Genomic DNA, 26,399 nt, shown 5'->3' with positions numbered 1-26,399 from the left:
TATGGCTGGAAACAGATGCGCGCCATGCAGGGGCTCGGGTCGATCGGCAAGGGCGGCGGCATCTCGATGATGTTTTCCATCGGCATGGCCGCGTTCAATATCGTGCAGTGCGCCATCTTCGGCCCGCCGCCCGACCCGATGGAGGAAATGTACAAGGCCTTGAGCAAGCAGATCGAAGAGGTGGGCAAGGCCTTGCAGGAAAGCCTGGCCGCCATGTCGCAGCAGCTGGCATCGATGCAGGCCGGCATCTACAACCGCCTGGACGGCATCGAGGACAAGATCGACGGCCTGGGGCGCGAACTGGGGCGCCAGATGGCGGAACTGTCGGCGCAGATGGACGAAGGCTTTGCCGCCGGCCGCGCCGAGACGCGGCAAGCCACGGCGCAGGTGCTGCTGGCCATGCAGCGGGGCTTCGACAGCGTCGAGCGCCGTTTCGACCTGATCGAAGACAGGCTGGGCAGCGACTTGCATTACCTGCAAGAAATGATGACCGTCAGCCTGATGGATGACTATGCGACGATGGATATCGCCATCGCCAACGCCGAAACGGAAAGCTTGCACGGGGCGACGGCAGCGGCGGCCGACGGCCCGCGCCTGGCCGACGACCCCGCGCGCCTGGCCGACTACCGCAACCGCCTGGTGAACGGCGTGCGCAACAAGCTGCTGGGCCTGCCGCGCCGGAAGCTGGAAGACACGCTCGACAGCAGCTGGCTGCAAGCCTGGCCGCTGCCGGCGGGCGTGGCATCGCGCCAGGCCGGGCAGGTGAGCATCAACCGCATCGGCGACTGCCATGATTTTTATGTGCGCCGCAGTACGGGGGCCGAGGAAGCCAGCCAGCGCGTGTATTTTTCTGCCGCCTATGGCAAGACGCTGGCCAGCCGGCTGTTATGGGTCTCCGAACACCTGATGCAGTTTTCCGACCATCCGCAGGGCATGATTGCCGACCTGGACGAGCTGATCGTGGCACCGTCGGAAACGCTGCAGGGCTTTCTCAGCGATTTTGCCGACAATCAACCGTTCCTCGACGGCTTGCTCGACGACTATGTGCAGGCGCTGGCGAGCCTGGCGGCGCGCTGCCGCGCCATCATTCCCGTGCAGGGCAGCCAGGATTGGCGGCTGCCGCCAGGCCGGCTGGGCGACGCGGCCTTGCTGCATGGCTTGATGTTCGACGCCGTGCCCGTGCTCGACCTGGCCGAACTGGAAGTGGAGAGTGTTGCGGCAACGCAACTGGCCGAGCGCGCCAGCCACCTGGGCAGCATGTCGCGCTTCCTGACCAGTCCCAGCCTGGGCTGGCGCGCCGTCAAGCTGCAGCGCGTGCTGGCCGTGGCCCACGTCCTGCGCGTGGCCGACCTGTCGCTGGCCAGCGACGAGGGGCAAGTCACGCTGTGGGTGGCCTTCCGCGGCGCGCGCCAGCCGGTGGCGCAGCTGCGCCTGGTGGCGGGACAGGTGGTCGACAGCCAGTTGTTGATCATCGGTAATAGCCTGCTGGTGCAGATACAGCGCGCGGTGCAGCCCGTGCAGCAGCGCTGGATCGCGCAGTACAACGGCCGCATCGCGGCCGATGCGAAGGCGGAACTGGCGGCGCTCGACGGCAGCGTGGCGCGCCTGATCCAGTTCATGGCGCTGGCGGGCCTGGCCGAGACGGCCATGTCGGAAACGCTGAGCCTGATCTGGACGTCGGGCCGCCTGGGCGCCTATCTGGCCAGCCAGACGAGCCTGGCGAGCAGCGCGCAAGGCAACCAGTTCAGTCCGCCCGTAGCGGCCATGCTGCAAGCGGGCCAGGCCAGTGCCGAGACGGCGCGCGCGCGCCTGCGCGCCACCCTGGCGGCGCGTGCCGGCCGCGAAGCCGACGATGTGGGGCGCGATCCCCTGGTCGACCGGCTGCGCCAGGAAACGCATGCCTTGCTGGAACGCGCGCTGGCGCACCGCGCCATGCTGCAGCGCAGCGTGCTGCCGCCACTGCTGGGAGCGCTGGATCCCGAACCGGCGCCCAGGCTGCAGGGGGAGGGAGCGTTGACGTAGACAGGCTGGCGTATCCCCGTCTATACATTTATTTGCAATAGTGCTATTTTGCAATAGTGGCCCGTCAGGGCCGCCATGCGCCGCATGTCCGGCTTGGCCGGATATGCGGCGCTTTGTCGTCCGGGCCGCGCCAGCGCGGCAGGCCCGCTTGCCCAGCATGATCCAGATTACGAGAGAGAGCCGTCCGATGCGTGTCCATTTTTCATCCGCCGCCCTGGTCCTGGCGCTCGCCACGGCATTTCCGCCAGCCGCCACGGGCGCCAGCGCCTTGACCGCCGCGCAGCAGCAAGGCCAGGTCCAGCGCGATATCGCCGCCTTTGTGCGCAGCGAAATGCGGGAGCGCCAGATTCCAGGACTGCAACTGGCCGTGATCCGGGGCGGCAAGGTCGTGCTGAAGCGCAATTTCGGCCTGGCCAGCCTGCAATACCAGGTGCCCGTGACGGACGCCAGCCTGTTTTCCATCAATTCGGCAACGAAAGCGTTTGCCGGCGTGGCCGTGATGCAACTGGTGCAGGAGGGCAAGATCGACCTGGCGGCGCCCATCGGCCAGTACCTGACGGGGTTGCCCGTAGCCTGGCAAGCCGTGACGGTGACGCAGTTGCTCAACCATAGCTCCGGCTTGCCCGATGTGCTGGACCAGCGCAGCGGCAAGCTGGTGGGGCCGCAGCCGGACGACGCCGCTGCGGCGTGGACGGCCGTGCAGGCGCTGCCCGTGGAAGCGCCGCCAGGCCAGCGCTACCGCTACAACCAGACCAATTACGTGTTGCTGGCGCAATTGATCGAGCAGCAGGGCGGCCAGCCCTTTACCACTTTCATCCAGCGCCGGCAGTTCGACGTGGCCGGCATGCGGCACAGCGGCTTCGGCGACGCGAAGGACGTGGTCGTGGGCAAGGCCAGTTCCTACGTGCTGGAGCGGGGCGGCAACGGTTACCGCAACGTGATCGAGGATTTCCCCGTGTTCATGCGCGCCGGGGCCGGCATCAACAGCAATGCGGGCGAACTGGCGAACTGGCTCATCGCGCTGCAGTCGGGACGCTTGCTGGCGCCCGCCAGCGTGGAGAAGCTGTGGCAGCCGACCAGCCTGAACGACGGCAAGCCGGCGCCGTGGGCGCTGGGCTGGCCCAGCATCGGCCGCGCTGCGCACCGCGCCGTGGCCGGCATCGGCGGCGGCCGCTCGGCCTTTTATGTGTATCCGGACGATGGCCTGGCCATCATTATCCTCAGCAACCTGGCAGGCGGCCAGCCGGAACAGCTGATCGACACCGTCGCCGGCTTTTATGTTCCCGCCCTGCGCCAGCAGCGGGGCGGCGCGTATGCCGCGCATTTGTTGCGCAACAAGGCGGCCAGTACCGGCTTTGACGGGCTGGAACAGAAACTGGCGGCCATCCGGCGCCAGCATGGATTGCCTGAACCCGCCGAAGACGACCTGAATGCCTGGGGCTACCGCCTGCTGGGCCGGCAGCAGCCGAAACAGGCGCTCGCCGTCTTCCAGCTGGGCGTGCGGCTGTACCCGCAAGGGGCGAATGGCCACGACAGCCTGGCCGAAGCGTACGAGGCCGATGGCGCCACGGCGCCGGCCATCGCGCATTACCGGCGTTCGCTGGAGCTGGACCCGGGCAACGCCCACGCTGTGGCGCGCCTGCGCGTGCTGGCCCCCGATTAGCGTTCCGCCTGGCCGTGCTCGGACCCGTGCATGGCCAGGTAGGCCGTCAGGTTGTCGTCGTGAATGCCAAGGCTGCGCAGCACTTCGCGCGTAAAACTGACGGGCGCCGTGCCCGGTGCCGTGACGATGCGCTGGTCGGCCACGGCCCACGGCACGTCCTGGTACAGGGCCGCGCCCGCATAGCCCGTTTGCAGCAGGTTGTCCGCACTGTTGGACGTATGGCGCACGGTGTCGAGCACGCCCGCCTGCGCCAGCACGCGCGTGCCGTCGCAAATGCCGGCCAGCACCACGCCCTTGTCGCGGGCGGCGCGCAGCAGAGGGCCCAGGTCGGGCGCCTTGCCGCTTTGCCAATGGCTGCCGCCGCACACCATCAGCAAATCGAGTTCATCGAGATTGACCTCTTCCAGCGCCAGTTGCGGCGTGACCAGCATGCCGCCGGACGAAGTGACGGGCAAGCCGCCCGGCGTGGCGAACTGCGTGTAAAAGCCGTAGTACAGGCGCGCCGTGGAATTGAGCAGGGCGGTTTCCCAATCGGCAAAGTTTTCGGTCAGTATGGTAATGGCACGTGTCATGAAAAGTCCTGTCGCAGGTGGAGATATCGATATGAATACAGTAATACAGGCTGGCTGGCCAGCTGGTGCCGAAATCATAATAAAAAGCACTGACAATTTCTGTCAGGAGCGCGCATGAAATGATTGCACAAGTTGCAAGGGACTACGCTACAATCGCTGGCCCGTCCGCGCGGGCTTGTCCCTGTCCCATGTTCACTCTCTGACGCCTCCATGCTGATTCTGTTTTGCCGTGTCCTGTTAAGCATTGCTGGCCTGCTGCTTTTCTTCCTCTTCGATCAATTGAGCGCGAATGAATGCCTGAAATTGAGCGCCTTGCTGGCGGCATTCCTGCTGGGCGTGGGCGGCGTGCTGCAGGCGTGGCGCGGCAATGCCGGCGCCGGTGCGATCAACGTGCTGGTGCGCGTCGTCGTGCCCGTGTTTTACCTGGACGCCGCCGTAAAAGGCTTCTTGCGCGGCTATTTTGGCATGCGCCCGAACCCGAATGCGGTTTTGCAGGCCATGTTTGCGACAGATCAAGCCGAAACGGGCGAGTTTTTCCTGCACAACGGCGCCGCCCTGGCGCAAGCGGCCGCCTGGTTTGTGCTCGTGACGGCGGCCGTGCTGCTGGGCGACCGCTATCTGCAGCGCTGGCAGGCGGCGCGCGGGCATGCTGCTCCAGGCTGGCCGCAAAAAGGGTTTGCCGTCTTCATGGCCGTCTTTCTCGTGTCCTTGCACGTCAATACCACCATGCGGCGCGAAAATCCGGCCCTGTTCTGGCCGCTGCGCTACCAGCAGTACAGCGCGCAGCTGGACGCCATGAAATCGATGCAGCATGCGCTGACGGCGGCCATGGCCGCGCCGCGCGACTGGCATGTGCGCTATGCGGGCGAGGATGCCCGCACCGTCATCCTGGTGATCGGCGAGAGCACCAACCGCGCCTCGATGTCGCTGTATGGCTACCCGCGCGCCACCACGCCCCAGCTCGACGCCATGCGGGCTAAGCTGCTGGTTTTTAACGATGTGATTTCGCCCGCGTCCAGCACGGTGGAATCGATGATGACCATGCTCACGCCGGCCGATATCGGCAACCCCGATGCGTGGATGGCCAAGCCGAATCTGCTGATGCTGGCCGAGGCGGCCGGCTACAAGACGTTCTGGGTGTCGAACCAGACGCGCAACGATGGCTGGATAGGTTTGCTGGCGGGCCAGGCCGATGAAAGCGATTTCATCAATTACGGCACTGGCCGCGGCGAAAACAATTTTGACGGCAACCTGTTCCAGCCGTTTGCCCATGCGCTGCGCGACGCGGCGCCGAAAAAGCTGATCGTCGTGCACTTGCTGGGCGCGCATCCCAGCTATGACATGCGCTACCCGAGCCGTTTCGCGCATTTCGACCGGGCGCACGACGCCGTCAGCGCGCAGATGGCCAGCCAGGGCAGGTCCAGCTGGATACGCAACCAGCGCGACGAGTACGACAACGCCATCCGCTACGGCGATTACGTGCTGGGCACCCTGATCGGCATGGCCGACAAAGCCAAGGCCGGGCGCGCCGCCTCGCTGCTGTTCGTTTCCGACCACGGGCAGGAAGTGGGCTACAGCCGCAATCACGCGGGCCATTCCGCCTCGGACAAGAGCGGCTATGAAATTCCCATGTTGATCTGGAACAACCAGCAAACGCCGCAGTCGGCGGCCGCGCGCGCCGCGCTGGAAAGCCGTCCCTACCAGACGGACAAGCTCGACGCGACCGTGCTGGGCTTGCTGAAGATCGAGACGCGCTATTACGCGGCGCAGGACGATATCCTCAGCAGCGCCTTTACGCCCGTGCAGCGCTTCATGAATGGCTTGCAGTACCAGCGCGGGGCAGCGCTGGCCCGTTGAGCGCGCAATGAAAAGGCCCGGCGCCGCCGCGGGAAGCGGCGGGGCCGGGCCCCTGGGATGTTGCCGATACTTTGCCGATTACTTCTCGGCGAATGCGCGCTCGACCACGAAGTCGCCAGGCGTCGAGGTATTGCCTTCCTTGAAGCCACGCGCTTCCAGCATTTCTTTCAGGTCGCGCAGCATGTCCGAGCTGCCGCAGATCATCACGCGGTCTTCGGCAGGATTGAGTTCCGGCACGCCCAGGTCCTTGGCCAGCTTGCCGTTCTCGATCAGTTCCGTGATGCGGCCCATGTTGCGGAAGTCTTCGCGCGTCACGGTCGGGTAGTAGCGCAGCTTGTCGCTGACCATTTCGCCCAGGAATTCATGCTTCGGCAGGTGCTCTTCCAGCAAGTCGTGGTAAGCCAGCTCGTCGACCTGGCGCACGCCGTGCACGAGGATCAATTCGTCGAAGCGCTCGTAGATGTCCGGATCGCGCACGATGCTGAGGAAAGGCGCCAGGCCCGTGCCCGTCGACAGCATGTACAGGCGCTTGCCCGGCAGCAGGTAGTCGGACACCAGGGTGCCCGTCGGCTTGCGGCCGACGATGACGGTGTCGCCCACTTGCAAGTGCTGCAAACGCGACGTCAGGGGGCCGCCCGGCACCTTGATGCTGAAGAATTCCAGGTGGTCTTCATAATTGGCGCTGGCGATACTGTAGGCGCGCAGCAATGGCTTGCCATCGACGCGCAGGCCGATCATGGTGAAATGGCCATTCGAGAAACGCAGCGACGGGTCGCGCGTGGTGGTAAAGGAGAACAGGGTATCCGTCCAGTGGTGCACGCTTAAAACGCGCTCTTCATTCATCGAACTCATAGTATTTGTTGGGCGGTCAAAAAAATGGTTAGTTGCTGGCAACTGCTGGCAAAAGTGAAACCCTGTGTAGGCCCAGACGCTATTGTACTGGCCTCCACACGAAATTGTTACCGTCTATCGCCGCCATTGCTGCCGCACGCGGTGCCGACATTATAGTGCGAATGGCAAGGCGGGGCTGGAATTGGCCCCGAAACGGGGCGCGGGCATGCGCTCTCTTGACCTGGCTCAGTTTTTTCGGGGTGCCGCGCCAGGGCTGCCGCCAGCGCATGCCGGCGCGGCCGTGGCGCGGCGCCCGAAGCGCCGTCGCAGGGCGGCATTCGCCGGGTCGGACACATGGCGGGCCACGAGGGCGGCCGCCAGCGCCGTCGCTGCCAGGAACAGCGCCAGCCACGGCAGCCGTTCCGCGTAGCCGAGGCCCGCCTTGTCGACCACGTTGCGCATGCCGGCCAGCACGATGATATGGAACAAGTACAGCTCATAGCTGCGGCGTCCCAGCCATTGCAGCGGGCCGTGGCGGCCCTGGCTGGCTGCCGGGACCGCCGTGGCGCCCGCGATGAAGGCGGCGCTGGCCAGTGCGATTGCGCTGAAGCCGAAGACTTCATGGCCGCCGATGCCGCGCACGTACAGAACCGCCAGGGCCAGGCCCGCGGTCCAGCGCAGGAACCGCCCGGCCCGCGCGCCCGGCTGCCAGTGTTGTGTCAGCAGGGCCGTCAGGCAGCCGATGGCGATGGCGTCGAAACAGGCAAGGTAGCCGTACATGAAGTCAATCTCGTTATCCGCGTGCAGGCTGCGGTACACGGGGCCGGCCACGATGGCGGCGCCGCACAGCAGCATGATCGCCTGGCGCCGGCGCAGGAAGCGGCACGACAGCGGCAGCAGCAGATAAAACATTTCCTCGACGGACAGCGACCAGTACACGTTCAGGCAGTAATTGAAGTAACCGGCGCTTTGCATCAGCACGTTGTGCCAGAAGGTCAGCACGGAAGCGATGGCGATGACGAAATAGCTGGCTGGCAAGTCCTTGCCGTCGTCCGAGTTGGCAAAGAAGGGCACGTCCAGCACACCGAGCAGCACGATCAGGGACAGGGCCAGCAGCAGCGCTGGCAGCAGGCGGGCGACGCGATACAGATAGAACGCGGCCAGGTCGATGCGCGCCAGGTCGCCCCAGCGGCGCAGCGAAGTCGAGGTGATCAGGTAGCCGGAAATGACGAAAAACATGGTCACGCCGTAATTGCCCTGGTAGGCGGCGCGCAGCAGCCAGGCGGGCAGGATTTCAAGCGGGCTGTTCTTCAGGCCGTAGGCGAGGGCGAAGTGCAGCAGCAGCACGCACAGGATGGCGGCGCCGCGCAAGGCGTCGATATGGTGGTTGCGGGTAATCAATGGGTTCCTTGTCCGTCCGTCTGGCGACTAATGGGGCAATTATGTGACATATGTCGCTTGCCGGTCAACGATTTTACAGATAGTCGGTAGCGAACGCGGCAATGGGGCAGGGACGGCGCAGCCTTGCGTGTATGATATTGCCGAACAGAATTGTTGGGCATCTATCATCTTGCGGGCGCGGTTTCTCGTGCCTGCCAGCCCATGAATCTGCGTGCACGATTCCGGCCGCCACGATGCCCGACCCACAGCGAAAGGTCATAAAGATGTATAAAACAGTGCGCGACATGTTCCTGCATTTCAAGGAAGCCGTCCCATTCCGCCTCGTCCCCGCCCTGATCTGCACCGCCTTGCTGGTCGGCATGTTATTGCTGCCGGCACCGGAAGGCTTGACGCCCAAGGCCTGGGGCCTGGTAGCGATCTTCCTCACCACGATTCTGGCGATCATTTTAAAAGTGATGCCCATCGGCGTGATGGCGATGATGGCCATCGTCATCGTGTCCTTGTCGCAAGTGACGTCGACCTCGTCCAAGGGCGCCATCACGGATGCGCTCAGCAGTTTTTCGAATCCATTGATCTGGCTGATCGTCGTGGCGATCCTGATTTCGCGCGGCCTCAAGAAAACGGGGCTGGGCAGCCGCATCGGTCTGCTCTTCATCTCGCTGCTGGGCAAGCGCACCATGGGCATCGGCTATGGCCTGGCGATTTGCGAACTGGTGCTGGCGCCCTTTACGCCAAGTAACACGGCGCGCGGCGGCGGCATCGTCCACCCCGTCATGAAATCGATCGCCAACGCCTTCGATTCGGATCCGGCCAAGGGCACGGAAAAGAAAGTGGGCACGTATCTGGCCCTCGTCAACTACCACGCCAACCCGATCACCTCGGCCATGTTCCTCACGGCGACGGCGCCGAACCCGCTGGTGGTCGATTTCGTGGCCAAGGCCAGCGGCCAGAGTTTTCACCTGACGTGGACCACCTGGGCCCTGTGCATGCTGCTGCCGGGCCTGGTTTGCCTGCTGCTGATGCCGCTGGTAATTTATTGGCTGTCGCCGCCGGAACTGAAGGCCACGCCGGACGCCGTCACCTACGCCAAGTCGGAACTGAAAAGCATGGGGCCGCTGTCGCCGCCGGAAAAAGTCATGCTGGGCACCTTCGGCTTGCTGCTCTTGCTGTGGGCCAACGTTCCCGCCATGCTGTTCGGCCCCGCGTTTTCGCTCGATGCAACGGTGGTCGCCTTTGTCGGCCTGTTCGTGCTGATCATCACGGGCACCATCGACTGGGACGACGTGCTGTCCGAAAAGAGCGCCTGGGACACCCTCGTGTGGTTCGGCGCGCTCGTCATGATGGCCGAGCAGCTGAACAAGACGGGCGTGATCGCCTGGTTTTCGGCCGGCATGAAGGCGGCCATCGTCGCCAGCGGCATGGACTGGCTGCCGATTGCCGGCGTGCTGGTGCTGGTGTTTGTCTTTTCGCATTACTTCTTTGCCAGCACGACGGCCCACATCAGCGCCATGCTGCTGGCCTTCCTGACGGTGGGCCTGCACCTGATCCCGGCCGAATACCACGTGCCGTTCATGCTGATGATGACGGCCGGCTCGGCCATCATGATGACGCTGACCCACTACGCGACGGGCACCTCGCCCATCATCTTCGGCAGCGGCTTCGTGACGATGGGCAACTGGTGGAGAGTCGGTTTCATCATGTGCGTGGTGGAACTGCTGATCTTTGCCGTCGTCGGCACGACGTGGTGGAAGGTGCTCGGCTACTGGTAATACCGGTTGCTACAGCTGGCGCGCCAGCTGCCGCATGGCCGCCAGGCAGTGCGCCAGCTCGCCGCCGACGGCGCGCTTCCACAGCACGGCCGCCTGCGACCACGCCTGTTTCGCCAGCAAGTCCCTGAGCTGCGCCTGCAGATCGTCCGGCAAGCCGCCGAACCGGCGCAATTCAAGCGAGCGGGGCTGGCCGTGGCGGCCCGCCGGGTCCATTTCCTCCAGCGCGTCGTGCAGGCTGCCGTAGCGGTGCAGGGCGCCGCCGTCGTCGACGGCCGCCAGCGCCAGGTCCGGTGTTGCTTCCAGGTCGTAGCCCAGGTCGCGGCAAGGTTCGTCGATCAGCTGGGCAATATTGTAGATCGTCAACACCTGCACGGATCGCACGACGTCCGTCAAGTCGTGCACGTCGACGCCCGCGTCCAGCAAACGCTGCAGGGCAGGGGCGTTGATGAAGGGAAAATCCGACTCGCCCAGGTCGCGCCAGCGTGCTATCCACTGCGGCTGCGGCAAGCTGTCGTCGACGACGTCGGCCCACAGGCCGCGCAGCAGCAACTGCTGCAGCAAGGGGCCATATTTCTTCTGTTTAATATCCTGCGCCAATGTATCGGCCTGTCCGGCATCGAAGCCGGCTTCCCGCAATCGCCCGGTGATCGTTGTCATTCTCCGCCGCCTGCCTTTCCCTGTCAGTGTGTACAGGCGGTATCATATAGGCAAGCACCGCCGTCACGGCAACCGCCCGCGCACGACTTCCAGCAGATAGGCGCGCGCCGCAGCCCGCTCCATGCCTTTTTCTTGCAATAGATGCAATAATTGTTCGAATAACTGGCGCCGCTGCCGGGATGCCTCGGACGTGTCGCGCCGGTCCGAAAAGAAATCCATCAGGGTCGAGCCGCACAGGCAATTGCGGTAGACCTCGACGATGGCGACGTTGTTGTCATCGAAACTTTGTTTCAGCCCCGAGACATCCTGCCGCATCGCTTGCGTCTGCCCGATGAACTCGTCCGCCGTGGCGAAGACGCGGCCGCAGCAGGCGCAATGCTTGGGAAAGGCCGCTTCGGCCAGGGCGCGCAAGCCTGCGAAGAACAGTTGCTCCTGCATCATGGCTCCTGGCGGCGCGCCTAGGCGGCGCGGTTGCTGATCTGGACGATACGCGGCCCCATCGGCGGCCCCAGCGGCGGCCGCTGCACGCCCGATTCGAAGCGCAGGAAGGCTTCCTGCAAATGCTCCTTCAGCAAGGTTTCGTCCCAGGGCTTGGTGATGAATTTGTACACGGAGCCTTCGTTGATGGCGGCCGTGACCGAATGCAATTCAGGATAGCCGGACAGCATCACGCGCACGATTTCCGGATAGATGCCCTTGATGCGGCGCAAGAGTTCGTTGCCGGACATGCCAGGCATGCGCGCATCCGTGAGGATCACGCCCACCGCGTTGGAGGCGACCAGTTCCAGCGCTTCCTGCGGATTGGTGGTGCTGAGTATCTGGTAGCCTTCCTTGCGCAGCGAGCGGCGCAGCGCGGACAGCATATGCTCTTCGTCGTCGACCAGCAGCAGCACGCGCTGCGGCACTTCCGCATGGCAGTTGTCGGGCGGCAAATGGGTACCCGCATACAGCAGCTTGTCCATCTCGGCGCCCGGCAGGGGGCGGCTGAAGTAATAGCCTTGCATGGCGTCGCAGTGATTGGTATTGAGAAATGCCAATTGTCCTTCCGTTTCCACGCCCTCGGCCACCGTGCTCATGTTGAGCGACTTGGCCATGGCGATGATGGAACGGGTCAGCGAAGCGCCGTCCTCGCTGTCGGTCACGTCGCGGATGAACGACTGGTCGATCTTCACCACGTCGATGGGGAATTGCTTGAGATAGGACAAGCTGGAATAGCCGGTGCCGAAGTCGTCCAGCGCCAGGGTGACGCCGATTTCCTTCAACTGTTCCAGCGCCTTCACCACGAGGTCGCGGTTTTGCATCAGCACGCTCTCCGTCAGCTCCAGCTCCAGGCAGTCGGCCGGCACGCCGCTGTCGGCCAGCACTTCGCGCACCAGTTGCGGCATGTCGACCTGGCGGAACTGGCGCGCCGAAACGTTGACGGCCATCGTCAGGTGCGTAAAGCCGTAGGCATGCCAGACGCCGAGCTGCGCGCAGGCCGTGCGCAGCACCCATTCGCCGATAGCAATGATCATGCCCGCTTCCTCGGCCAGGGGAATGAAGCGGTCCGGCGGCACCATGCCGATGCCGGGCCGGCGCCAGCGCAGCAGCGCTTCCATGCCATAGACTTTTCCACTGACCAGGTTGACCTTGGGCTGGTAGTGCAATTCCAGCTCGCCCTGCGCCAGCGCCTGGTGCAAGGCGTGTTCGATCTCGGCCCGCTCTTCCAAGCAGCACGCCCATCTTGTGGTTGTAGAACTGGTAAGCGTTGCGGCCCTTGTCCTTGGCGCTGTAGAGGGCCGCGTCGGCCGTCTTCAACAGGATGTCGGCGCTGTCGCCGTCGCAGGGAAACAGGCTGGCGCCGATACTGGTGCTGACGTGCAAGGTATGTTCGCCCAGCAAAAAGGGCTCGGCGAACACGGCCAGCACCTTTTTGGCGATCTCCTCGGCCGTGTCGCTATCGGGCAAGTCCGTCAGCAGGATGACGAACTCGTCGCCGCCCTGGCGGGCCACCGTGTCGCCTTCGCGCACCGCGTGCTGCAGACGCCGCGCCACTTCCTGCAGCAGCGCATCGCCCACGGGGTGGCCATAGCTGTCGTTGACGAACTTGAAACGGTCGAGGTCCAGCATCAGGGTCGCCAGGTGCAGCCGGGTGCGGCGGGCGTGGGCGATGGCCTGGCCGATGCGGTCGTTCAGCAGCTGGCGGTTGGGCAAGTCCGTCAGCGCATCGTGGTTGGCCAGGTATTCGATGCGCCATTCCTGCAGCTTGCGTTCCGTGATGTCCTGCACCGTGCCGCGCATCAGCAGCACCTGCCGGCCTTGGCGCACGGCCTCGGCCTGGTGGAAGACGATGCACTCGCCGCCGCCCGGCTGCAGCACCTTGTGTTCCAGGCTGTAGCCGGTGCCGCTGGCATGCAGTTCCATGAAGGCGTCGAGCAGCAGGGGCCGCTGGTCTTCCGGCAGGCATTGCAGCAGGCGCTCGAAGCTGGTGGGGCCGGAATCGGCATCGAGGCCCAGGATGCGCAACAGTTCCGGCGACCAGTAGCCGTCGCCGTCGGCGAGCCGGTACTCCCAGTTGCCCAGGCGGGCCAGCGCCTGCGCGTGGCTGAGGCTTTCCTGGATGCGGCTCAACTCGGTGAGCGCGCTGCTGGCGCGCAGCAGGTAGCGCAGCCGGTGCGCCAGCAGCCGCCATTGCATCGGCTTGGAGATAAAGTCGCTGGCGCCCGCTTCCAGCGCCTGTTTGATGGAGTCATCGTCGTCGTTGCCGGTAAGAACGACAATGGGCACGTGCGCGCCGCCGGGCAGCCGGCGCAGCTGGGCGCAGCATTCGAAGCCGCTCATGCCGGGCATGGCGACGTCGAGCAGGACCAGGTCGGGCACGCCGCGCTGGAAGGCGGCCAGCGCATCGAGGCCGCTGGCCGCTTCCTCGATGCGGAAGCCTTCCGGCTCCAGCGCTTCGGTCACCAGGAGGCGCGTCATGGCGTCGTCATCGACCACCAGGATCAGGGCGTGCGGAGGGAGTGCGGTATTCATAGGGCTTCCTTTTCAAGGGCCAGGGCGGCGAGGACACGGTCGAGTTCTTGCTGGATGCCGCGGATATGGCGCAGCGCGCTGCCGACGTCGTTGCTGCGCGCGTATTGTTCGATTTCACGGCAAGTGGCGGACAAGCCCAGCGCGCCAATGTTGGCGCAGCTGGACTTGAAGGTATGCGCCGCCAGCTGCAGGGCCGCGGCATCGCTGGCCCCGGCGGCCATTTCCAGCTGCCCCAGCAGGCGCGGGGCGTCGCTGTAGAACAGGTCGATGATGCGGCCCAGCACGTCGGGACGGCCCGGGCGCCGCATGGCGCGCAGGTTTTGCAGGGCGGCCGCGTCGAGGATGGGGCTTGCATCGCTCGCCGCCGCCGGGGCGGCCTGCGCCGGCGCCGCCGGCGTCTCCGCTGCCGCCGGTACGGAAGATGCGGGGCGCCAGCGGGCCAGCACGGCCAGCAGGGCGGCGCGCGTGTACGGCTTGGCGAGGTAGTCGTCCATGCCCGCGTCCAGGCACAGTTCGCGGTCGCCCAAGATGGCATTGGCCGTCAGGGCAATGATGGGCGTGCGGCTGCGGCCTTGCTCGCTTTCCATGCGGCGCAGGCGCCGCGTCGCCTCGAAGCCGTCCATTTCCGGCATCTGGCAATCCATCAGGATCACATCGAAGGGGTAGCGCTCCCACAGGGCCAGCGCGCGCGCCCGCCGTTGTCGGCCGGCGTGGCCTGGTAAGCGGTATCTTCCAGCATGGCCAGGGCGATTTCCTGGTTGATCGCGTTGTCTTCCACCAGCAGCATGCGCAGCGGCGCCGGCGCTGCGCCAGCGCCGTCCGGCGCGGCGGGCAGGGCGGGCTTCATCGGCGCCGCCGGCGCGTCCCCGGGCGCCACCGCGCCCACGACGACGGTGACGGCGAAGCTGGAGCCCTGGCCCGCCACGGATTCGAGCACGATATTGCCGCCCATCATTTCCGCCAGCTGCTTGATGATGGCCAGGCCCAGCCCCGTGCCGCCGTATTTGCGCGAGGTGGTGCTGTCGGCCTGGCGGAAGGGCTGGAAGGGCTGGAAGACGGCCGCCGCCGCTTCCGGCGTCATGCCGATGCCCGTGTCGCGCACTTCCAGCCGGAGCTGGCCGGCGGCGGGGCAGCTGACGTCGACGGCAATTTCGCCCCGTTCCGTGAACTTGGTGGCGTTATTGAGCAGGTTGGTCAGGATCTGGCGCAGGCGCACGGGGTCGCCGCGCACGTGCTGCGGCACGTCGGGCGCGATGCGGCAGGTAAATGCGATGGCCTTGCGTTCGATGCCGTTGGCAAACAGCGCCACCACGTCGTCGATCACCTGGCGCAGGTCGAAGGGGATGTGTTCGAGCACCAGCTTGCCTGCCTCGATCTTGGAAAAATCGAGGATGTCGTCGATGATGCTGAGCAGGCTTTCGCCCGAGCGGTGCACCGTGTGCACGAAACGCTGCTGCGTGGGACTCAGTTCCGTGCGCTGCAGCAGTTCCGTCATGCCCAGCACGCCATTCATCGGCGTGCGGATTTCGTGGCTCATCTTGGCCAGGAACTCGGATTTCGCCCGGTTGGCGGCATCGGCCTCGGCCTTGGCCTGCGTCAGCGCCAGGTCGCGCTGTTCCACGTGTTCAAGCATACCGTTGAAGCCCATGATCAGCTGTCCCAGTTCATCGCTGCCATGCTGCGCCACGCGCACCGACAGCGCCTTGCCGTCGCGGATATGCGCGATGGCGTAGGACAGGCGCGCCAGCGGCCTGGCGATCGACGCGCTGATCAGGCCCGTGATGGCCACGCAGGCCAGCAGCAGGACCAGCGCGATGCCGAGGATCAGCATGAAGGCATGCCGCACGCCATCGCGCACCTTGGCCACCGCCTCCTGCTGCTGCCCCGTGATGCGCGCCACCTGCTGCGCGGAATAGGCGGCCTGTTCGCGCTCGAAGGCACGCACATGGTCGATCACGTCGTTCAGCGCCGTCTGGCTGTCGAGCACGCTGCCCTTGGCCTGCACCAGCCGCCGTCCCGAGCGCTCCACGGCGTCCAGGTAGGTGTTGACGGTCCGCGTTTCGGCCAGCAAGCCCAGCTGGCCTATGCTTTGCAGCAAGGTCTGCATGGTCGCCATGTCGCGGTGCAGGGCGCTGATGCGCCGGTCGATATCGCGGCCCAGGCGCGCGACGTCGGCGGCGGCCGTGGCCAGCATGACTTCGCCCACGTCGATGCTGATGGCGTCGACGGCCAGGTTGATTTCGCCGCTGGCATCCTCGATGCGGGCCGAGGTGTGCATGTAGCGGCCGGCCTCGGCCAGCCGGTCGCGTCCGATGGCCAGCTGCAGTTCGATGGGGTCGAGCTCCTCGGCCAGGCGCAGGTGGGCAGTGGCCAGGGCGGCGCTGGTTTGCTCCTTGAGCGCAAGATAGGCGGCCTGCCGCGCCGCGCCGGCGCCGCCTTCGGCCAGCAGGCCGGCGCGCAGGGCCAGCAAGCCGGCGGCGGGATCGAGCATCTGGCGCGCCGTGGCCAGCAGTTTCGCCCGCAGCGCCAGCTGGGACGGGCTGATGTCGCGCTCGCTGGTGCCCGCCAGGTGCGCGACGGCCGCCGTCAGCCGCTCGCGCAGGGGGGCGATGCGGAAACGGTTCTTCACGGCTTCCGTCTCGGCCAGCGCGATCTGCATGTCGTGGATGCTCTTGCGCAAATCCGTCAGGTAGCGGGCATTCTGGTTCAGGCGCTGGCTTTGCAGCTGCACCTCGGCGGCCGTGGCCTGGGCCTGGCTGTCGACCAGGCGGATCTTGCCGCGCGCGCCCTTGGCGGCGGCCTTGATCTGCGCCAGCACTTGCCGCATCTCCGTCGCCTGCGCCTTGTAATAGGCCTCGTTTTCCAGGCGCTTGCGCACGGCGACGCGCATGCGCTGGAATTCCCGTTCGAAGGCCGCGTGGTAGCGCGGCGCCTGCGATTCGCCATGGCGCCGCAAATCGTCGCTGAGGCGCTCGGCGGCCTGGATATTGGCGCCGATCTTGTTCGACACCTGCTCCAGCTGCGCCAGGTCTTCCGCCTTGCCCAGCTCGAAAAAGTCCGAGGCCATGTCCTGCACGGTATAGCGCAGGCGCAACACGTCCGTGTACAGCGGCACCGTCTCGTCGGTCAAACCGTGGACATGGGTTTCGATGCCTTTCACCAGCAGCAGGCCGGCCGCCGCCATGGCCGCCACGCCCGCCAGCAGGACGCTGGTACTGATGATGAGCTTGGTCCTGATTTTCATGCCGGGTTCCAGGGCAGGGGGGCGCGCATCACTTCGCGGCAGGCGCCAGGTTCGCCGGGACGATCCTGCCGTCGGCGATGCGGGTCAGGAAAACGGCCGTCGACGCCTGGTGGTCGCCGGGTTGCAGCGTGACCCGCAAGCCGCCCAGATCGAGCCGGTCGAACGTTTCGAAACTCTGGATCAGGCGCTCGCGCGTGAGGCCCGCGCCCGCGCGGCGCAGCGCCGCCACCATCAGGGTGGCCGAGATGCAGCCTTCGAAACTGACGAAAGACAGCCTGGCCGCCGGCACGTGCCGGGCCAGCAGCGCGGCGCAGTCGGCGGCAATCGGCAGCGTGCGGTCTTCCGGCAGGGGCACCACTTGCGAAATCACAATGTTGTTGCCTTCCGTGCCCAGCAGCTGCAGCAGGCTGTCGGTGCCGACGAAGGAGACGGTGGCCAGCGCCGCCTTCAGCCCGGCCTGCCTTGCCTCGCGCACGAAGGCGGCCACCGGCGTGTAGGGACCGGCCATGACCACCGCCTGCAGGTCGTGGCCGATCAGGGCCGCCAGGCCCGCCTTGACGGCCGTCGTGCCGCGCTGGAACGAGCCCTTGGCAACGAGTTCCATGCCGCGCCGCTGCAGGGCGCGCACCGTGCCGTCGAGCACGGCATTGCCGAAACCGTCGTCCTGGTACAGCACGCCGAAGCGCTGGATGCCCCGGCTGGTGAAATACTGCACCAGGGCATCGGACTCATCGTCGTAACTGGCGCGGAAGTTGATAATTTCATGCACCACGGGGCGGCGCAGGGTCATCGCGCCCGTAAATGCGCCCACCAGCGGCACCTTCATTTCCTCGATGATCGGGATGACGGCGTTGGTGGTGGGCGTGCCCACGTTGCCGAACAGGGCGAATACCTGTTTTTCCTCGACCAGCCGGAGCGTTTCGCTGATGGCGCGGTCCGGATCATAGCCATCGTCGGCCACCACCAGCTCGATGCTGCGGCCATGGATGCCGCCGCCCCGGTTCGCTTCCTGGAACACGGCCGTCGCGCCGTCGAGCATGGCCCGCCCCAGTCCCGAGGCGGCGCCCGTCTGTGCGTTGACCATGCCGAGCCGGATGTGCGTATCGGTCACGCCCGGTTCGGCGGCATGGCCGGAGCCGGCGGCGAGGGCGATAGCGAACCAGCAGCATTCCCGGAAACAGCGCATGAGCTACCTTTATTGAAGTTGACCGGTATCAATAGGTAAAGGGTTGACAACGAGTATGGCCGAAATTGCCAACGCAAAACTCACACATAATCACGGCGCCCAATGCCATTGCGGCGCAGCGCGTTCAAGGCACGGGCAGCCGCACCACCACCTTGCCCCGTGCGCGGCCCTGCGCCAGGTAGGCCAGCGCCTGTTTCGCCTCAATAAAAGTAAACACCTTGTCGATGACGGGGCGAATGGTGCCCGCGTCGAGCAGGGCGGCGATCTGCGCCAGCTGGCCGCCGTCGGGACGCACGAAGTGGAAGGCGTAGCTGGCGCCGCGCCGCCGCGCCTGGCCGATGATCTTGCGGCTGAGTAAACCGAACACCAGTTTCAGCACCACATTCATGCCGCGCGCGCGGGCGAAAGCGGCGTCCGGCGGGCCGATCAGCGAGACGACGCGGCTGCCAGGCTTGACGATGCGCAAGGCCTTTTCCAGGCCGTCGCCGCGCACCGTGCCCAGCACGGCGTCGTAATCGCGCAGCACTTCCTCGAACGGCTGCTGCGTGTAGTCGACCACCTCATCGGCGCCCAGGCCGCGCACCAGTTCCACGTTGGCCGTGCTGGTGGTCGTGCCCACGCGGGCGCCCAGGTGCCGGGCCAGCTGGATGGCAAACGTGCCGATGCCGCCGGAACCGGCCGGGATGAACACTTTCTGGCCCGGCCGCAGCTGCATGCGCTCGTGCATCGCTTGCCACGCCGTCAAGCCCACCATCGGAATCGACGCCGCCTGCACGAAATCGAGGCTGGCCGGTTTCAGCGCGGCCGCCTGCTCCGGCACGACGGCAAATTCGGCCAGGCTGCCGTGCGGCGTGTCGAAAATACTCGCATACACGGCGTCGCCCGCTTGAAAACGCGTGACGCCGCTGCCGACTTCCATCACCACGCCGGCCAGGTCGCTGCCCAGGGTGGCCGGCAGCCGCATTTTCAAGATCGGCTTGAAGTCGCCCCTGGGAATCAGGTTATCGATGGGATTGAGGCCCACGGCGTGCACGCGCACCAGCAGTTCGCCGGGGCCGGGCGCGGGGCGGGGCAGGTCGGCAAACGCCACGTGATCGAGGCCGCCGTATTGTTTGAGTTGCAATGCTCGCATGATGTTCTCTTCGGATAGTGAAAGGCGCGGCGCTCAGGCCAGGCGCAGGTCCTTGCGCAAGCCCGCGTCCATCAGCGCGGCGGGCAGGAAGCGGCGCATCAGGCGCAGGCGCGCCGCCAGCGGGCCCGGCCGTGTAGCGCAATTTCGGCCGGCTTGCCCGCGCCGCCGCCAGGACGGTATCGGCCACGACGCCAGGGCCATCGGCGCCGGCCATCAGCGCTTGCAGACGGCGCGTGACGTCCGCGCGCACTTGCCGGTAGGCGGACAGCGGGCTATCGGGCGCCAGCAGATTGGCTTCGAACGTGGTTTTCGTATAGGCCGGTTCGATGACGCTGGCGCGGATGCCCCAGCCCCGTATTTCGTGATCGAGCGATTCCGTGTAGCCCTCGATGGCGTGCTTGGTGGCCGCATACAGCGCGCCGTAGGGCATGGGCAGGAAGCCCACGACGGAACCGATATTGAGGATGCGCCCGCCGCCCTGGGCCCGCATGTGCGGCAGCACGGCCAGGGTCATGCGCACGACGCCATGGAAATTCGTGTCAAAGATGGCTTGCGCCTGCGCCATGCTGCTTTCCTCGGCGCCCGCCGGGGCCACGCCGAAGCCGGCGTTATTCACCAGCAGGTCGATGCGGCCTTCGCGCCGTATTACCTCGGCCACGGCGGCGGCGACCGAGGCATCGCTGGTGACGTCAAGCGCCAGCATCGCATGGCCGGATGCGGCCGCCTGGTCGCCGCGGCGGCTGGTGCCGTACACCGTGTAGCCCGCTTGCGCCAGGCCTTGGGCCGAGGCGGCGCCGATGCCGGACGAGGCGCCGGTGACCAGGGCAATCTTCTTGTTGTTCATGGCAGTTCCTTCACTGGTGGAGAGTACAAAATATGATGATCGTCATATTGTAGTTTGAAAAAAAAGCCCGGGGCGAACCCGGGCCATGGGCGTTACGGCTGGTTTGCATCTTGAAACTGCGCCAGGGTGGCGGCGCACAGGGCGTCCGACAGGGCCGGCTCGTCGACGGCGCGCGCCAGGATGGTGGTGCCGATCATGGCGCACACCGTCGCCATCGCTTGCGCGTGCGCTTCGGGCTGGCCCCAGTTCGGCAACTGGCGCGCGAACAGGTCGATCATCATTCTTGATGTGGATGGTGGCGGCGCGCCGCACCTCGGGCGCCTGGCGCGGCATTTCCGAACCCAGCGCCGACACGGGGCAACCCAGCTCGATGGCGGCGATGTGTGCGGGCGACAGGTACGCGGCCAGCATGGCCTGCAGCGCCTGGCCGGGCGGGGCGGCAGCCGCCACCCTGGCCGCCAGCGCCACCGCTTCGGCGCCAGCGCGGTCGCCCGCTTCGGCCAGCAGCGCGTCGCGCGAGGCGAAGTGCGCATAGAAGCCGCCGTGCGTCAGGCCCGCTTCCTTCATGATGTCGGCCACGCCCGTGCCCGCATAGCCGCTGCGGCGGATGGCGCGCGTGGCCACCTCGACGATGCGTTCATGGGTGGCTTCCTTGCGGCTTTGCGCCGAAGGTTTCTTGTCAGATGATTTGTTGGATGATTTCTGCATGATGGTCATCATATCGCAGTTTTCAAAACCGCGCAGGACCTGTGCCGGCAAAAGGCGCTACGATAGACGCTATCGACATGCGACCAGGAGCGACAGATGGCAACTATTCAAATGGCAACTATTCCAGCGGCAGCGACGGAACAGCTGTTTTCCTACGGCACCTTGCAGCAGCCCGAGGTGCAACTGGCCACCTTCGGCCGATTGCTGGACAGCCGGCCCGACCGCTTGCCCGGCTACCGTCTGGCATTGCTGGCCATCTCTGATGCGCAGGTGGTGGCGACCAGCGGCAAGACGCATCATCCGATCGCCTCGCGCGGCGCAGCGACGGATGGCGTGCCGGGCGCCGTGCTGGCTGTCTCGCTTGAGGAATTGCGGCAGGCGGACGGCTACGAGGTGGCCGATTACCGGCGCGAGCGCGTCACCCTGGCGTCGGGCATGCAAGCCTGGGCCTATGTGGATGCGCGCGATGCGCCGCGGTGAGGCAGTGCAGGGGGGGAATCATGCAGGCAGTCGAATGGCTCAATTTTAATGCGCCGGAGAATCAAGCGGCAGCCGCTATTTTTCCGGCGCGCCGCTGATTTTTAAATCAACAGATTAGCTTTTCAGGCTGCAGAAGGAAGCATAGTGGTCCTGCGTGTAATAGCGTTCGACCAGCTTGCGTTTGCCCGCCGGTGTTTGCACGAGCAATACGGCGCGATGCGAGCCGGCCCCGCCATCGCCGCCGATACCCAGATAGTATTCATAATAAACCTCGTCCTTGCCGGCGGCGGGAAGGCGGCCTTCATTGTTATTGAAGACGGTATTGCCCGCACCACCGGCCACCGCGCTCGCCTTCGCATTGCGGTAGGCGTCATATTCGCTGTTTTTCGGGGTGGGCAGGGTTTTGCTCGGTTCCCGTTTGCCGCAGTCGGGGATTTTCGCCGCATAGGCATGGGAAGATAACAGGGCGCCTGCCACAATAAGACCCAGCGACCAGATTGTTGTGCGTTGAGCGTTCATCGATAAACTTTCGTTAGTGGTGCATGCAATGGAAATAGTTCGTGATACAGCCAGTGTCCGGCGAACGGCAGCATCGCCGCAATATCGAATATAGTTAAATTTTTGAAAATATTACTATCCAATTGTCACGTGCTGAAAAATATTTTCATTTCCGCTTGCTAGAAACTGGACGGGAGCGGAGCGAATGGTAAAACAGGTGGCATGGAAAATGCGGAGAAAAATAAATAAGGTGCGGGGAGATTGACGAAGTCAGCGGTGGTTATTTCCATGGGCGTGACAAAGTTTGAGTTTTTTTGATTGTCAATTCGTTATTCTATGAGGAAGTTATAGAGATTTTGAATCAAGAATGCATTCATTCTTTTCTCGTTAATCATTTACTTCTGATAGGAATCTGCATGAGCCATGAGCACCTCGGTTGCGCCTGCTGCAACCTGCCTCACCTGCCGGCATGGACCGCCGGCCTGTTGCCGGACACCGCACCCGGTAGCGAACTGGATGCGGCGTTTCAACAAGCGTATTCCCGGCACGCCCTGACACTGGCGCCGCACGCCACCATCTTCCATAACGGTATCATTCACACCCCTGGCCGGCGGCGGCAGCGAGCGGGTGGCGGCCCTGGGTATCGCCGGCGGCACCATCATTGCCACGGGCACGCTGCACGACGTGCGCCAGGCCATGCAGGCGCATGCGTTGCGCGAGGTGGATCTGGATGGCCGCACCTTGCTGCCTGGCTTCGTCGAACCCCACATGCACGTCCTGCCCAGCGCGCTGTACAGGAGCTGGCTGCCGCTCACGCCCTTCCAGCAGCCCCCGCGGCAACAGGAGCTGGATCCGGAGTACAGTTTCCACAGCATCAGCCGGCAGATCGGCAAAGCGCTGGACCAGCCGGACACGCTGCCGAAAGACAAGGGTGGCAAGCCCTGGGTGCTCGGTTTCGGCGTCGATCCGTCGCTGATGCTCGATTGGGAAGACATCACCGTCACGCAACTGGACCCGCTCAGCAGCACGGTGCCCATCCTGCTGATGAACTCGTCCGGCCACCTTGCCTATCTGAATACCGCTGCGCTGAACGCGGCTGGCATCACGGACACCCCTTCCGGGGTGCTGACCGAGATCAACATCGCCAAGGCGCTGCAGGCCGCGCCGCAACCGAGGCTGCTGGAATTCGTGGCCAGCCTGAAGCAGGTGCTGGACAGCGCTTCCGCCATGGGCCTTACCACCGTATTCGATGCCGGCCTGGGTGCCACCGAGCACCCGCAGCTGGAAATCGGCCTGCTGAAACTGGCGGCCCTCCTCGGGCCCGTGCGCATCGGCGCCGCGCTGTTTACCAAACCCGAAGAACAGGCGCTGGACGAGTGGCTGCAGCACTACACGCCGGACCTGGACAGCCACGGCGACCAGCGTTTCAGCATCAAGGCGATCAAGCTGATCGCGGATGGCTCGAACCAGGGCTTGACGGGCTACCAGAACGAACCCTATGCCTGTGCGCATGAGCACTCCGTGCCCGGGGTGCCGGACACTGGCCTGAGCAACTATCCCGTGACATCCGTGTTCACCAGCATGCTGGACAAGGCGGTGGGGCACGGCTGGCCCGTGCTGGTGCACGCCAACGGCGACAAGGCGGTGGACTATGTGCTGGACAGCTACCGGCAGGTCTTGACGCCACGGCCGGGCATCCTCAGCGAAGAGGAGGCGCAAAAGCGGCGCCAGCTGCGGCTGCGCGTGGAACACGCATCGCTGCTGGATGACGCGGCAATCGACAAGATGGCGGAACTGCAACTGAACCCCAGTTTCCTCATCGGTCACGTCGGCTACTGGGGACACACCTTCCAGCGCACCATTTTTGGCCAGGAGCGGGTCCAGATGCTGGACCGCTGCCAGTCGGCATTGAATGCCGGGATGCGCATCAGCCTGCATTCGGACCATTTCGTCTCGCCGCTGGGGCCCTTGCGCATGATGGAGCAGGCCGTGTTCCGCACCATGGAAGCCGCACCAGGGAAAGAGGTGCTGAACCAGGACGAGTGCCTGAGCCGCATGGCGGCCTTGCGCGCCGTCACGCTCGATGCCGCCTGGCACTCCCACCTCGATCACCTGGTTGGCTCGCTGGAAGCCGGCAAGCGGGCCGACCTGGTGATTCTGGCGCAAGACCCGCTGGACGAAAGCGTGCGCAAGCTGCGCGACATCGCGGTGGAGGAGACCTGGCTGGCGGGAGTGAAAGTACACGGCAACAACAAGTCGTCGGGCGCCATGGCGCAGTAAGCGGCCGCAATGCAACAGCCCCCGATGGCTGCAGGCAGCGATCGGGGGCTGGCGGAAACGCCCGTGCCGGCGCGTTTCAGGGATGAAGCTTCAAGCTCAGGCCAGCTTGTGCTTGCCTGCCGAGTAGCGGTTCCAGCCGTAGCCGGTGGCGATGATGGCCAGGATGGCCGCCTGCGCCAGCAGGGTTTCCGCCGTGGGCAGGATGCCCAGCAAGTCGATGCGCATGAAATCGACGGGGGTGACGCCGACCCAGCCCGCTTCCTGCAGCGCGGCCACGCCTTTGCCCATCAGGATCACGGCCAGCACGGCCACGAAGGCGGACGTCCACGAGAAGAACTTGCCAATCGGCATGCGGGCGCTGGTGCGCAGCAAGGCCCAGGCGATCACCACCAGCAGCACGATGGCCGCCAGGAAACCGCCCAGCAGGGCGCCGCCGTTGCCGTCCGCCGCCAGGGCGGAATAGAACAGCACGGTTTCAAACACTTCGCGGTAGACGGCGATGAAGGCCAGGGCGAACAGGCCCCAGGCGGAGCGCCGCGTCATGGCCGCCGTGAGTTTCTCGTGCAAATATTCCTGCCAGCGCCCGGCGCTGCTCTTCTGGTGCATCCACAGGCCCACGCTGAGCAGGACCAGGGCGGCAAACACGGAACCGAGCCCTTCGCTCACCTCGCGGCTGGCGCCGCTGATGGTCACCAGATAGGTTGCCGCCACCCACGTCAGGGCGCCCGCCACCAGCGCGCTGATCCAGCCGCCATGCACGTAGGGCATGACGTCGCTGCGCTTGGCCTTGCGCAGGAAGGCGATGATGCCGATCACGATCAGCAGCGCTTCCACGCCTTCGCGCAGCAGAATCGTCAGGGCGCCGACAAAAGTCGTCATCGGGTCGGCCTTGGCGTCGCCCAGTTCCGCTTCCACGTGGCTGAACAGTTGCTGCAGCGTTTCACCGGCCGCCTCGGCGTCGGCCACCGTGCCCTTGGCAACGGCGGAACGGTAGGCCAGCATGGCGTTTTCCACGGCCAGCAGCAGGGATTTGTTGCGCGCGCCCACCATCGGTTCGATCGGCTCGAAACCGTCCAGGTAGGCCGACAGGCCCAGGCGCGTGGCGCCCGCGCGGTCGCCCGCGCGCATGGCGGCCAGGCTTTCGGCCAGGCGCAGGCGCGACAGGGCCAGGCCCGCGGGCTTGTGCGCCTCGGCCTTGTCCGGGTGGCTGCGCAGGTACGCCGTCAGCGCATGCGCCTCATCCGCGCCCAGCTTGGCGGCCGCCGCTTCCTGCGTCACGGTCGTCACGGCGGCCAGGTCCGCGTACAGTTGTTTGGCCCGTGGATCGTCTTGCCACAGCTTTTCGCCGTGGCTGTGCGCCGCCGCGTCGTGCGACATGCCGCCCACAAAGAAGGCCAGGTCCCAGCGTTCGTTCTCGGACAGCTGGCCGAAACTGGCCATCGAGGTGCCGGCCACGCCTTGCGAAATGACCTGGTACAGCGCCATCACGCTGCGCGACTGGGCACGCTCGGCATCCGTGAAGGCGATCGGCTTCGGCTCCAGGCTGGCCGCCAGCGGACCATCGCCGCCGCCGGCCACGCCGTGGCAGGAGGCGCACTGGGCCGCATACAGGGCCGCGCCGCGCATCAGGTTGGGCAGTACTTTCGGCGCCACGGGGATCGGGTAGGCGGCAATCAGCAAGCCGTTCGCGTGGTGCGCCAGGCGCTTGACTTCCACGCCGTCCGCCTTGGCGACGACGGCTTTGCGCAGGTCCGCGATGGCGGCGGCGATGGCCGCCTGTGAAGCGTGGGCGGGCAGGGCGGCGATCTGCGTTGCCGCGCGTTATCGGTAAAGTCGAGCATTTCCGCGTATTCCGCTTCGCTGACCACCTTGCCGTGCTCGACGGCACCGCTGTAATCGACGGCAACATAATCGATCAATTGCCACAATTGCTTGGCGCCGGCGCCAGGATCCGTCGCCTGCGCCTGCGCGTTTGCGCCCAGCAGCAGGGTAGCGGCCACCAGGGGATAGCAGGCGAGCCATTTCCGTATTTTAATGAACATGATTCTCATTCTCATTTCTTGTTAACCCGGCGACTATAGGACAGACGGTGCGCAGTGTCAACGGCGCGCGGGTGCGCGCGGACTGAATTGCGCGTGGAAATGGTCGATTCCGGCCGTGCGGCGCGCCGGCCTGGCGCCGGCCTGGCGCCGGCCGGCAGGGAGGAGAGGATGAAGGTCGTGGTGGACGTGCGCGGCCAGTTG

Annotated in this window: 16 protein-coding genes and 4 pseudogenes; 5 read left to right on the top strand and 15 right to left on the bottom strand. The window is 65.5% G+C overall.

Annotation, left to right across the window (positions count from 1 at the left end; all coding sequences use genetic code 11):
- Positions 1–2,209: 2,209 nt before the first annotated feature.
- The gene (locus ACQVLG_RS23790) at positions 2,210–3,685 is read left to right on the top strand and encodes a serine hydrolase domain-containing protein (protein ID WP_474291262.1); all 1,476 of its coding nucleotides are present in this window, start codon (positions 2,210–2,212) and stop codon (positions 3,683–3,685) included.
- Here the strand turns inward: ACQVLG_RS23790 and ACQVLG_RS23785 are convergent.
- A complete protein-coding gene (locus ACQVLG_RS23785) occupies positions 3,682–4,257 on the bottom strand; it encodes a type 1 glutamine amidotransferase family protein (protein WP_230537669.1) in 576 nt (191 codons plus the stop codon). The two genes, ACQVLG_RS23790 and ACQVLG_RS23785, sit on opposite strands and share 4 nt — an antisense overlap.
- A 210-nt stretch (positions 4,258–4,467) precedes the next feature.
- On the opposite strand from ACQVLG_RS23785, the gene ACQVLG_RS23780 reads away from it, so the two are divergent.
- Complete coding sequence (locus tag ACQVLG_RS23780; protein WP_474291260.1) at positions 4,468–6,114, top strand: phosphoethanolamine transferase; 1,647 nt, start codon at positions 4,468–4,470, stop codon at positions 6,112–6,114.
- Positions 6,115–6,192: 78 nt separating this feature from the next.
- On the opposite strand, the gene ACQVLG_RS23775 is transcribed toward ACQVLG_RS23780, so the two are convergent.
- Both ACQVLG_RS23775 and ACQVLG_RS23770 read right to left on the bottom strand, forming a co-directional pair.
- Positions 6,193–6,966 carry a ferredoxin--NADP reductase gene (locus ACQVLG_RS23775; RefSeq protein ID WP_230537671.1) on the bottom strand — a complete coding sequence of 258 codons (774 nt, stop codon included), beginning with the start codon at positions 6,964–6,966 and terminating at the stop codon, positions 6,193–6,195.
- 225 nt (positions 6,967–7,191) lie between these two features.
- Positions 7,192–8,346, bottom strand: a complete 1,155-nt coding sequence (locus ACQVLG_RS23770) for an acyltransferase family protein (protein ID WP_474291259.1) — start codon at positions 8,344–8,346, stop codon at positions 7,192–7,194.
- A gap of 263 nt (positions 8,347–8,609) precedes the next feature.
- Here ACQVLG_RS23770 and ACQVLG_RS23765 point away from each other — a divergent pair, with 263 nt between their 5' ends.
- Complete coding sequence (locus ACQVLG_RS23765; protein ID WP_474291258.1) at positions 8,610–10,115, top strand: DASS family sodium-coupled anion symporter; 1,506 nt, start codon at positions 8,610–8,612, stop codon at positions 10,113–10,115.
- Positions 10,116–10,124: 9 nt separating this feature from the next.
- Here the strand turns inward: ACQVLG_RS23765 and ACQVLG_RS23760 are convergent, their stop codons facing one another.
- From ACQVLG_RS23760 to ACQVLG_RS23715, 10 genes and pseudogenes are all read right to left on the bottom strand, one after another.
- Positions 10,125–10,772: a hypothetical protein gene (locus ACQVLG_RS23760; RefSeq protein WP_474291257.1), complete on the bottom strand. Its 648-nt coding sequence runs from the start codon at positions 10,770–10,772 to the stop codon at positions 10,125–10,127.
- A gap of 63 nt (positions 10,773–10,835) precedes the next feature.
- Positions 10,836–11,210: a hypothetical protein gene (locus tag ACQVLG_RS23755; protein ID WP_474291256.1), complete on the bottom strand. Its 375-nt coding sequence runs from the start codon at positions 11,208–11,210 to the stop codon at positions 10,836–10,838.
- A gap of 20 nt (positions 11,211–11,230) precedes the next feature.
- Complete coding sequence (locus ACQVLG_RS23750) at positions 11,231–12,481, bottom strand: EAL domain-containing protein (protein WP_474291255.1); 1,251 nt, start codon at positions 12,479–12,481, stop codon at positions 11,231–11,233.
- 88 nt (positions 12,482–12,569) lie between these two features.
- Positions 12,570–13,730 (bottom strand): annotated as a pseudogene (locus tag ACQVLG_RS23745) (diguanylate cyclase domain-containing protein); the annotation flags it as partial.
- 50 nt (positions 13,731–13,780) lie between these two features.
- On the bottom strand, positions 13,781–14,416 hold the full coding sequence (locus ACQVLG_RS23740) for an Hpt domain-containing protein (protein WP_474291254.1): 636 nt from the start codon (positions 14,414–14,416) through the stop codon (positions 13,781–13,783).
- A 17-nt stretch (positions 14,417–14,433) separates the two neighbouring features.
- Positions 14,434–17,028 carry an ATP-binding protein gene (locus tag ACQVLG_RS23735; protein WP_474291253.1) on the bottom strand — a complete coding sequence of 865 codons (2,595 nt, stop codon included), beginning with the start codon at positions 17,026–17,028 and terminating at the stop codon, positions 14,434–14,436.
- A 28-nt stretch (positions 17,029–17,056) separates the two neighbouring features.
- On the bottom strand, positions 17,057–18,214 hold the full coding sequence (locus ACQVLG_RS23730) for an ABC transporter substrate-binding protein (protein WP_474291252.1): 1,158 nt from the start codon (positions 18,212–18,214) through the stop codon (positions 17,057–17,059).
- Positions 18,215–18,338: 124 nt separating this feature from the next.
- Positions 18,339–19,346 (bottom strand): NADP-dependent oxidoreductase, encoded by a 1,008-nt coding sequence (locus ACQVLG_RS23725; protein ID WP_474291251.1) that lies wholly within the window; start codon positions 19,344–19,346, stop codon positions 18,339–18,341.
- A gap of 33 nt (positions 19,347–19,379) precedes the next feature.
- Positions 19,380–20,190: pseudogene (locus tag ACQVLG_RS23720) on the bottom strand (oxidoreductase).
- Positions 20,191–20,282: 92 nt separating this feature from the next.
- Positions 20,283–20,910, bottom strand: a pseudogene (locus ACQVLG_RS23715) (TetR/AcrR family transcriptional regulator).
- A gap of 84 nt (positions 20,911–20,994) precedes the next feature.
- Here ACQVLG_RS23715 and ACQVLG_RS23710 point away from each other — a divergent pair.
- The gene (locus ACQVLG_RS23710) at positions 20,995–21,378 is read left to right on the top strand and encodes a gamma-glutamylcyclotransferase family protein (RefSeq protein WP_474291250.1); all 384 of its coding nucleotides are present in this window, start codon (positions 20,995–20,997) and stop codon (positions 21,376–21,378) included.
- 114 nt (positions 21,379–21,492) lie between these two features.
- Here the strand turns inward: ACQVLG_RS23710 and ACQVLG_RS23705 are convergent, their stop codons facing one another.
- Positions 21,493–21,897: a ribonuclease domain-containing protein gene (locus tag ACQVLG_RS23705; protein WP_230537683.1), complete on the bottom strand. Its 405-nt coding sequence runs from the start codon at positions 21,895–21,897 to the stop codon at positions 21,493–21,495.
- A gap of 606 nt (positions 21,898–22,503) precedes the next feature.
- On the opposite strand from ACQVLG_RS23705, the gene ACQVLG_RS23700 reads away from it, so the two are divergent.
- Positions 22,504–24,156 carry an amidohydrolase gene (locus ACQVLG_RS23700; RefSeq protein ID WP_474291249.1) on the top strand — a complete coding sequence of 551 codons (1,653 nt, stop codon included), beginning with the start codon at positions 22,504–22,506 and terminating at the stop codon, positions 24,154–24,156.
- Between the two features lie 96 nt (positions 24,157–24,252).
- Here the strand turns inward: ACQVLG_RS23700 and ACQVLG_RS23695 are convergent.
- Positions 24,253–26,198 (bottom strand): annotated as a pseudogene (locus ACQVLG_RS23695) (FTR1 family protein).
- Positions 26,199–26,399 lie beyond the last annotated feature (201 nt).

The sequence above is a fragment of the Janthinobacterium sp. TPC_1 genome, assembly GCF_056037845.1.
This window is presented reverse-complemented; position numbering and strand designations above follow the sequence as displayed.

Coding starts and splice junctions, on each gene's coding strand:
- ACQVLG_RS23740 (WP_474291254.1), bottom strand. CDS start 14,416: ATGCCGGAAATGGACGGCTTCGAGGCGACGCGGCGCCTGCGCCGCATG.
- ACQVLG_RS23760 (WP_474291257.1), bottom strand. CDS start 10,772: ATGACAACGATCACCGGGCGATTGCGGGAAGCCGGCTTCGATGCCGGA.
- ACQVLG_RS23755 (WP_474291256.1), bottom strand. CDS start 11,210: ATGCAGGAGCAACTGTTCTTCGCAGGCTTGCGCGCCCTGGCCGAAGCG.
- ACQVLG_RS23705 (WP_230537683.1), bottom strand. CDS start 21,897: ATGAACGCTCAACGCACAACAATCTGGTCGCTGGGTCTTATTGTGGCA.
- ACQVLG_RS23725 (WP_474291251.1), bottom strand. CDS start 19,346: ATGCGAGCATTGCAACTCAAACAATACGGCGGCCTCGATCACGTGGCG.
- ACQVLG_RS23730 (WP_474291252.1), bottom strand. CDS start 18,214: ATGCGCTGTTTCCGGGAATGCTGCTGGTTCGCTATCGCCCTCGCCGCC.
- ACQVLG_RS23710 (WP_474291250.1), top strand. CDS start 20,995: ATGGCAACTATTCAAATGGCAACTATTCCAGCGGCAGCGACGGAACAG.
- ACQVLG_RS23780 (WP_474291260.1), top strand. CDS start 4,468: ATGCTGATTCTGTTTTGCCGTGTCCTGTTAAGCATTGCTGGCCTGCTG.
- ACQVLG_RS23775 (WP_230537671.1), bottom strand. CDS start 6,966: ATGAGTTCGATGAATGAAGAGCGCGTTTTAAGCGTGCACCACTGGACG.
- ACQVLG_RS23790 (WP_474291262.1), top strand. CDS start 2,210: ATGCGTGTCCATTTTTCATCCGCCGCCCTGGTCCTGGCGCTCGCCACG.
- ACQVLG_RS23735 (WP_474291253.1), bottom strand. CDS start 17,028: ATGAAAATCAGGACCAAGCTCATCATCAGTACCAGCGTCCTGCTGGCG.
- ACQVLG_RS23765 (WP_474291258.1), top strand. CDS start 8,610: ATGTATAAAACAGTGCGCGACATGTTCCTGCATTTCAAGGAAGCCGTC.
- ACQVLG_RS23785 (WP_230537669.1), bottom strand. CDS start 4,257: ATGACACGTGCCATTACCATACTGACCGAAAACTTTGCCGATTGGGAA.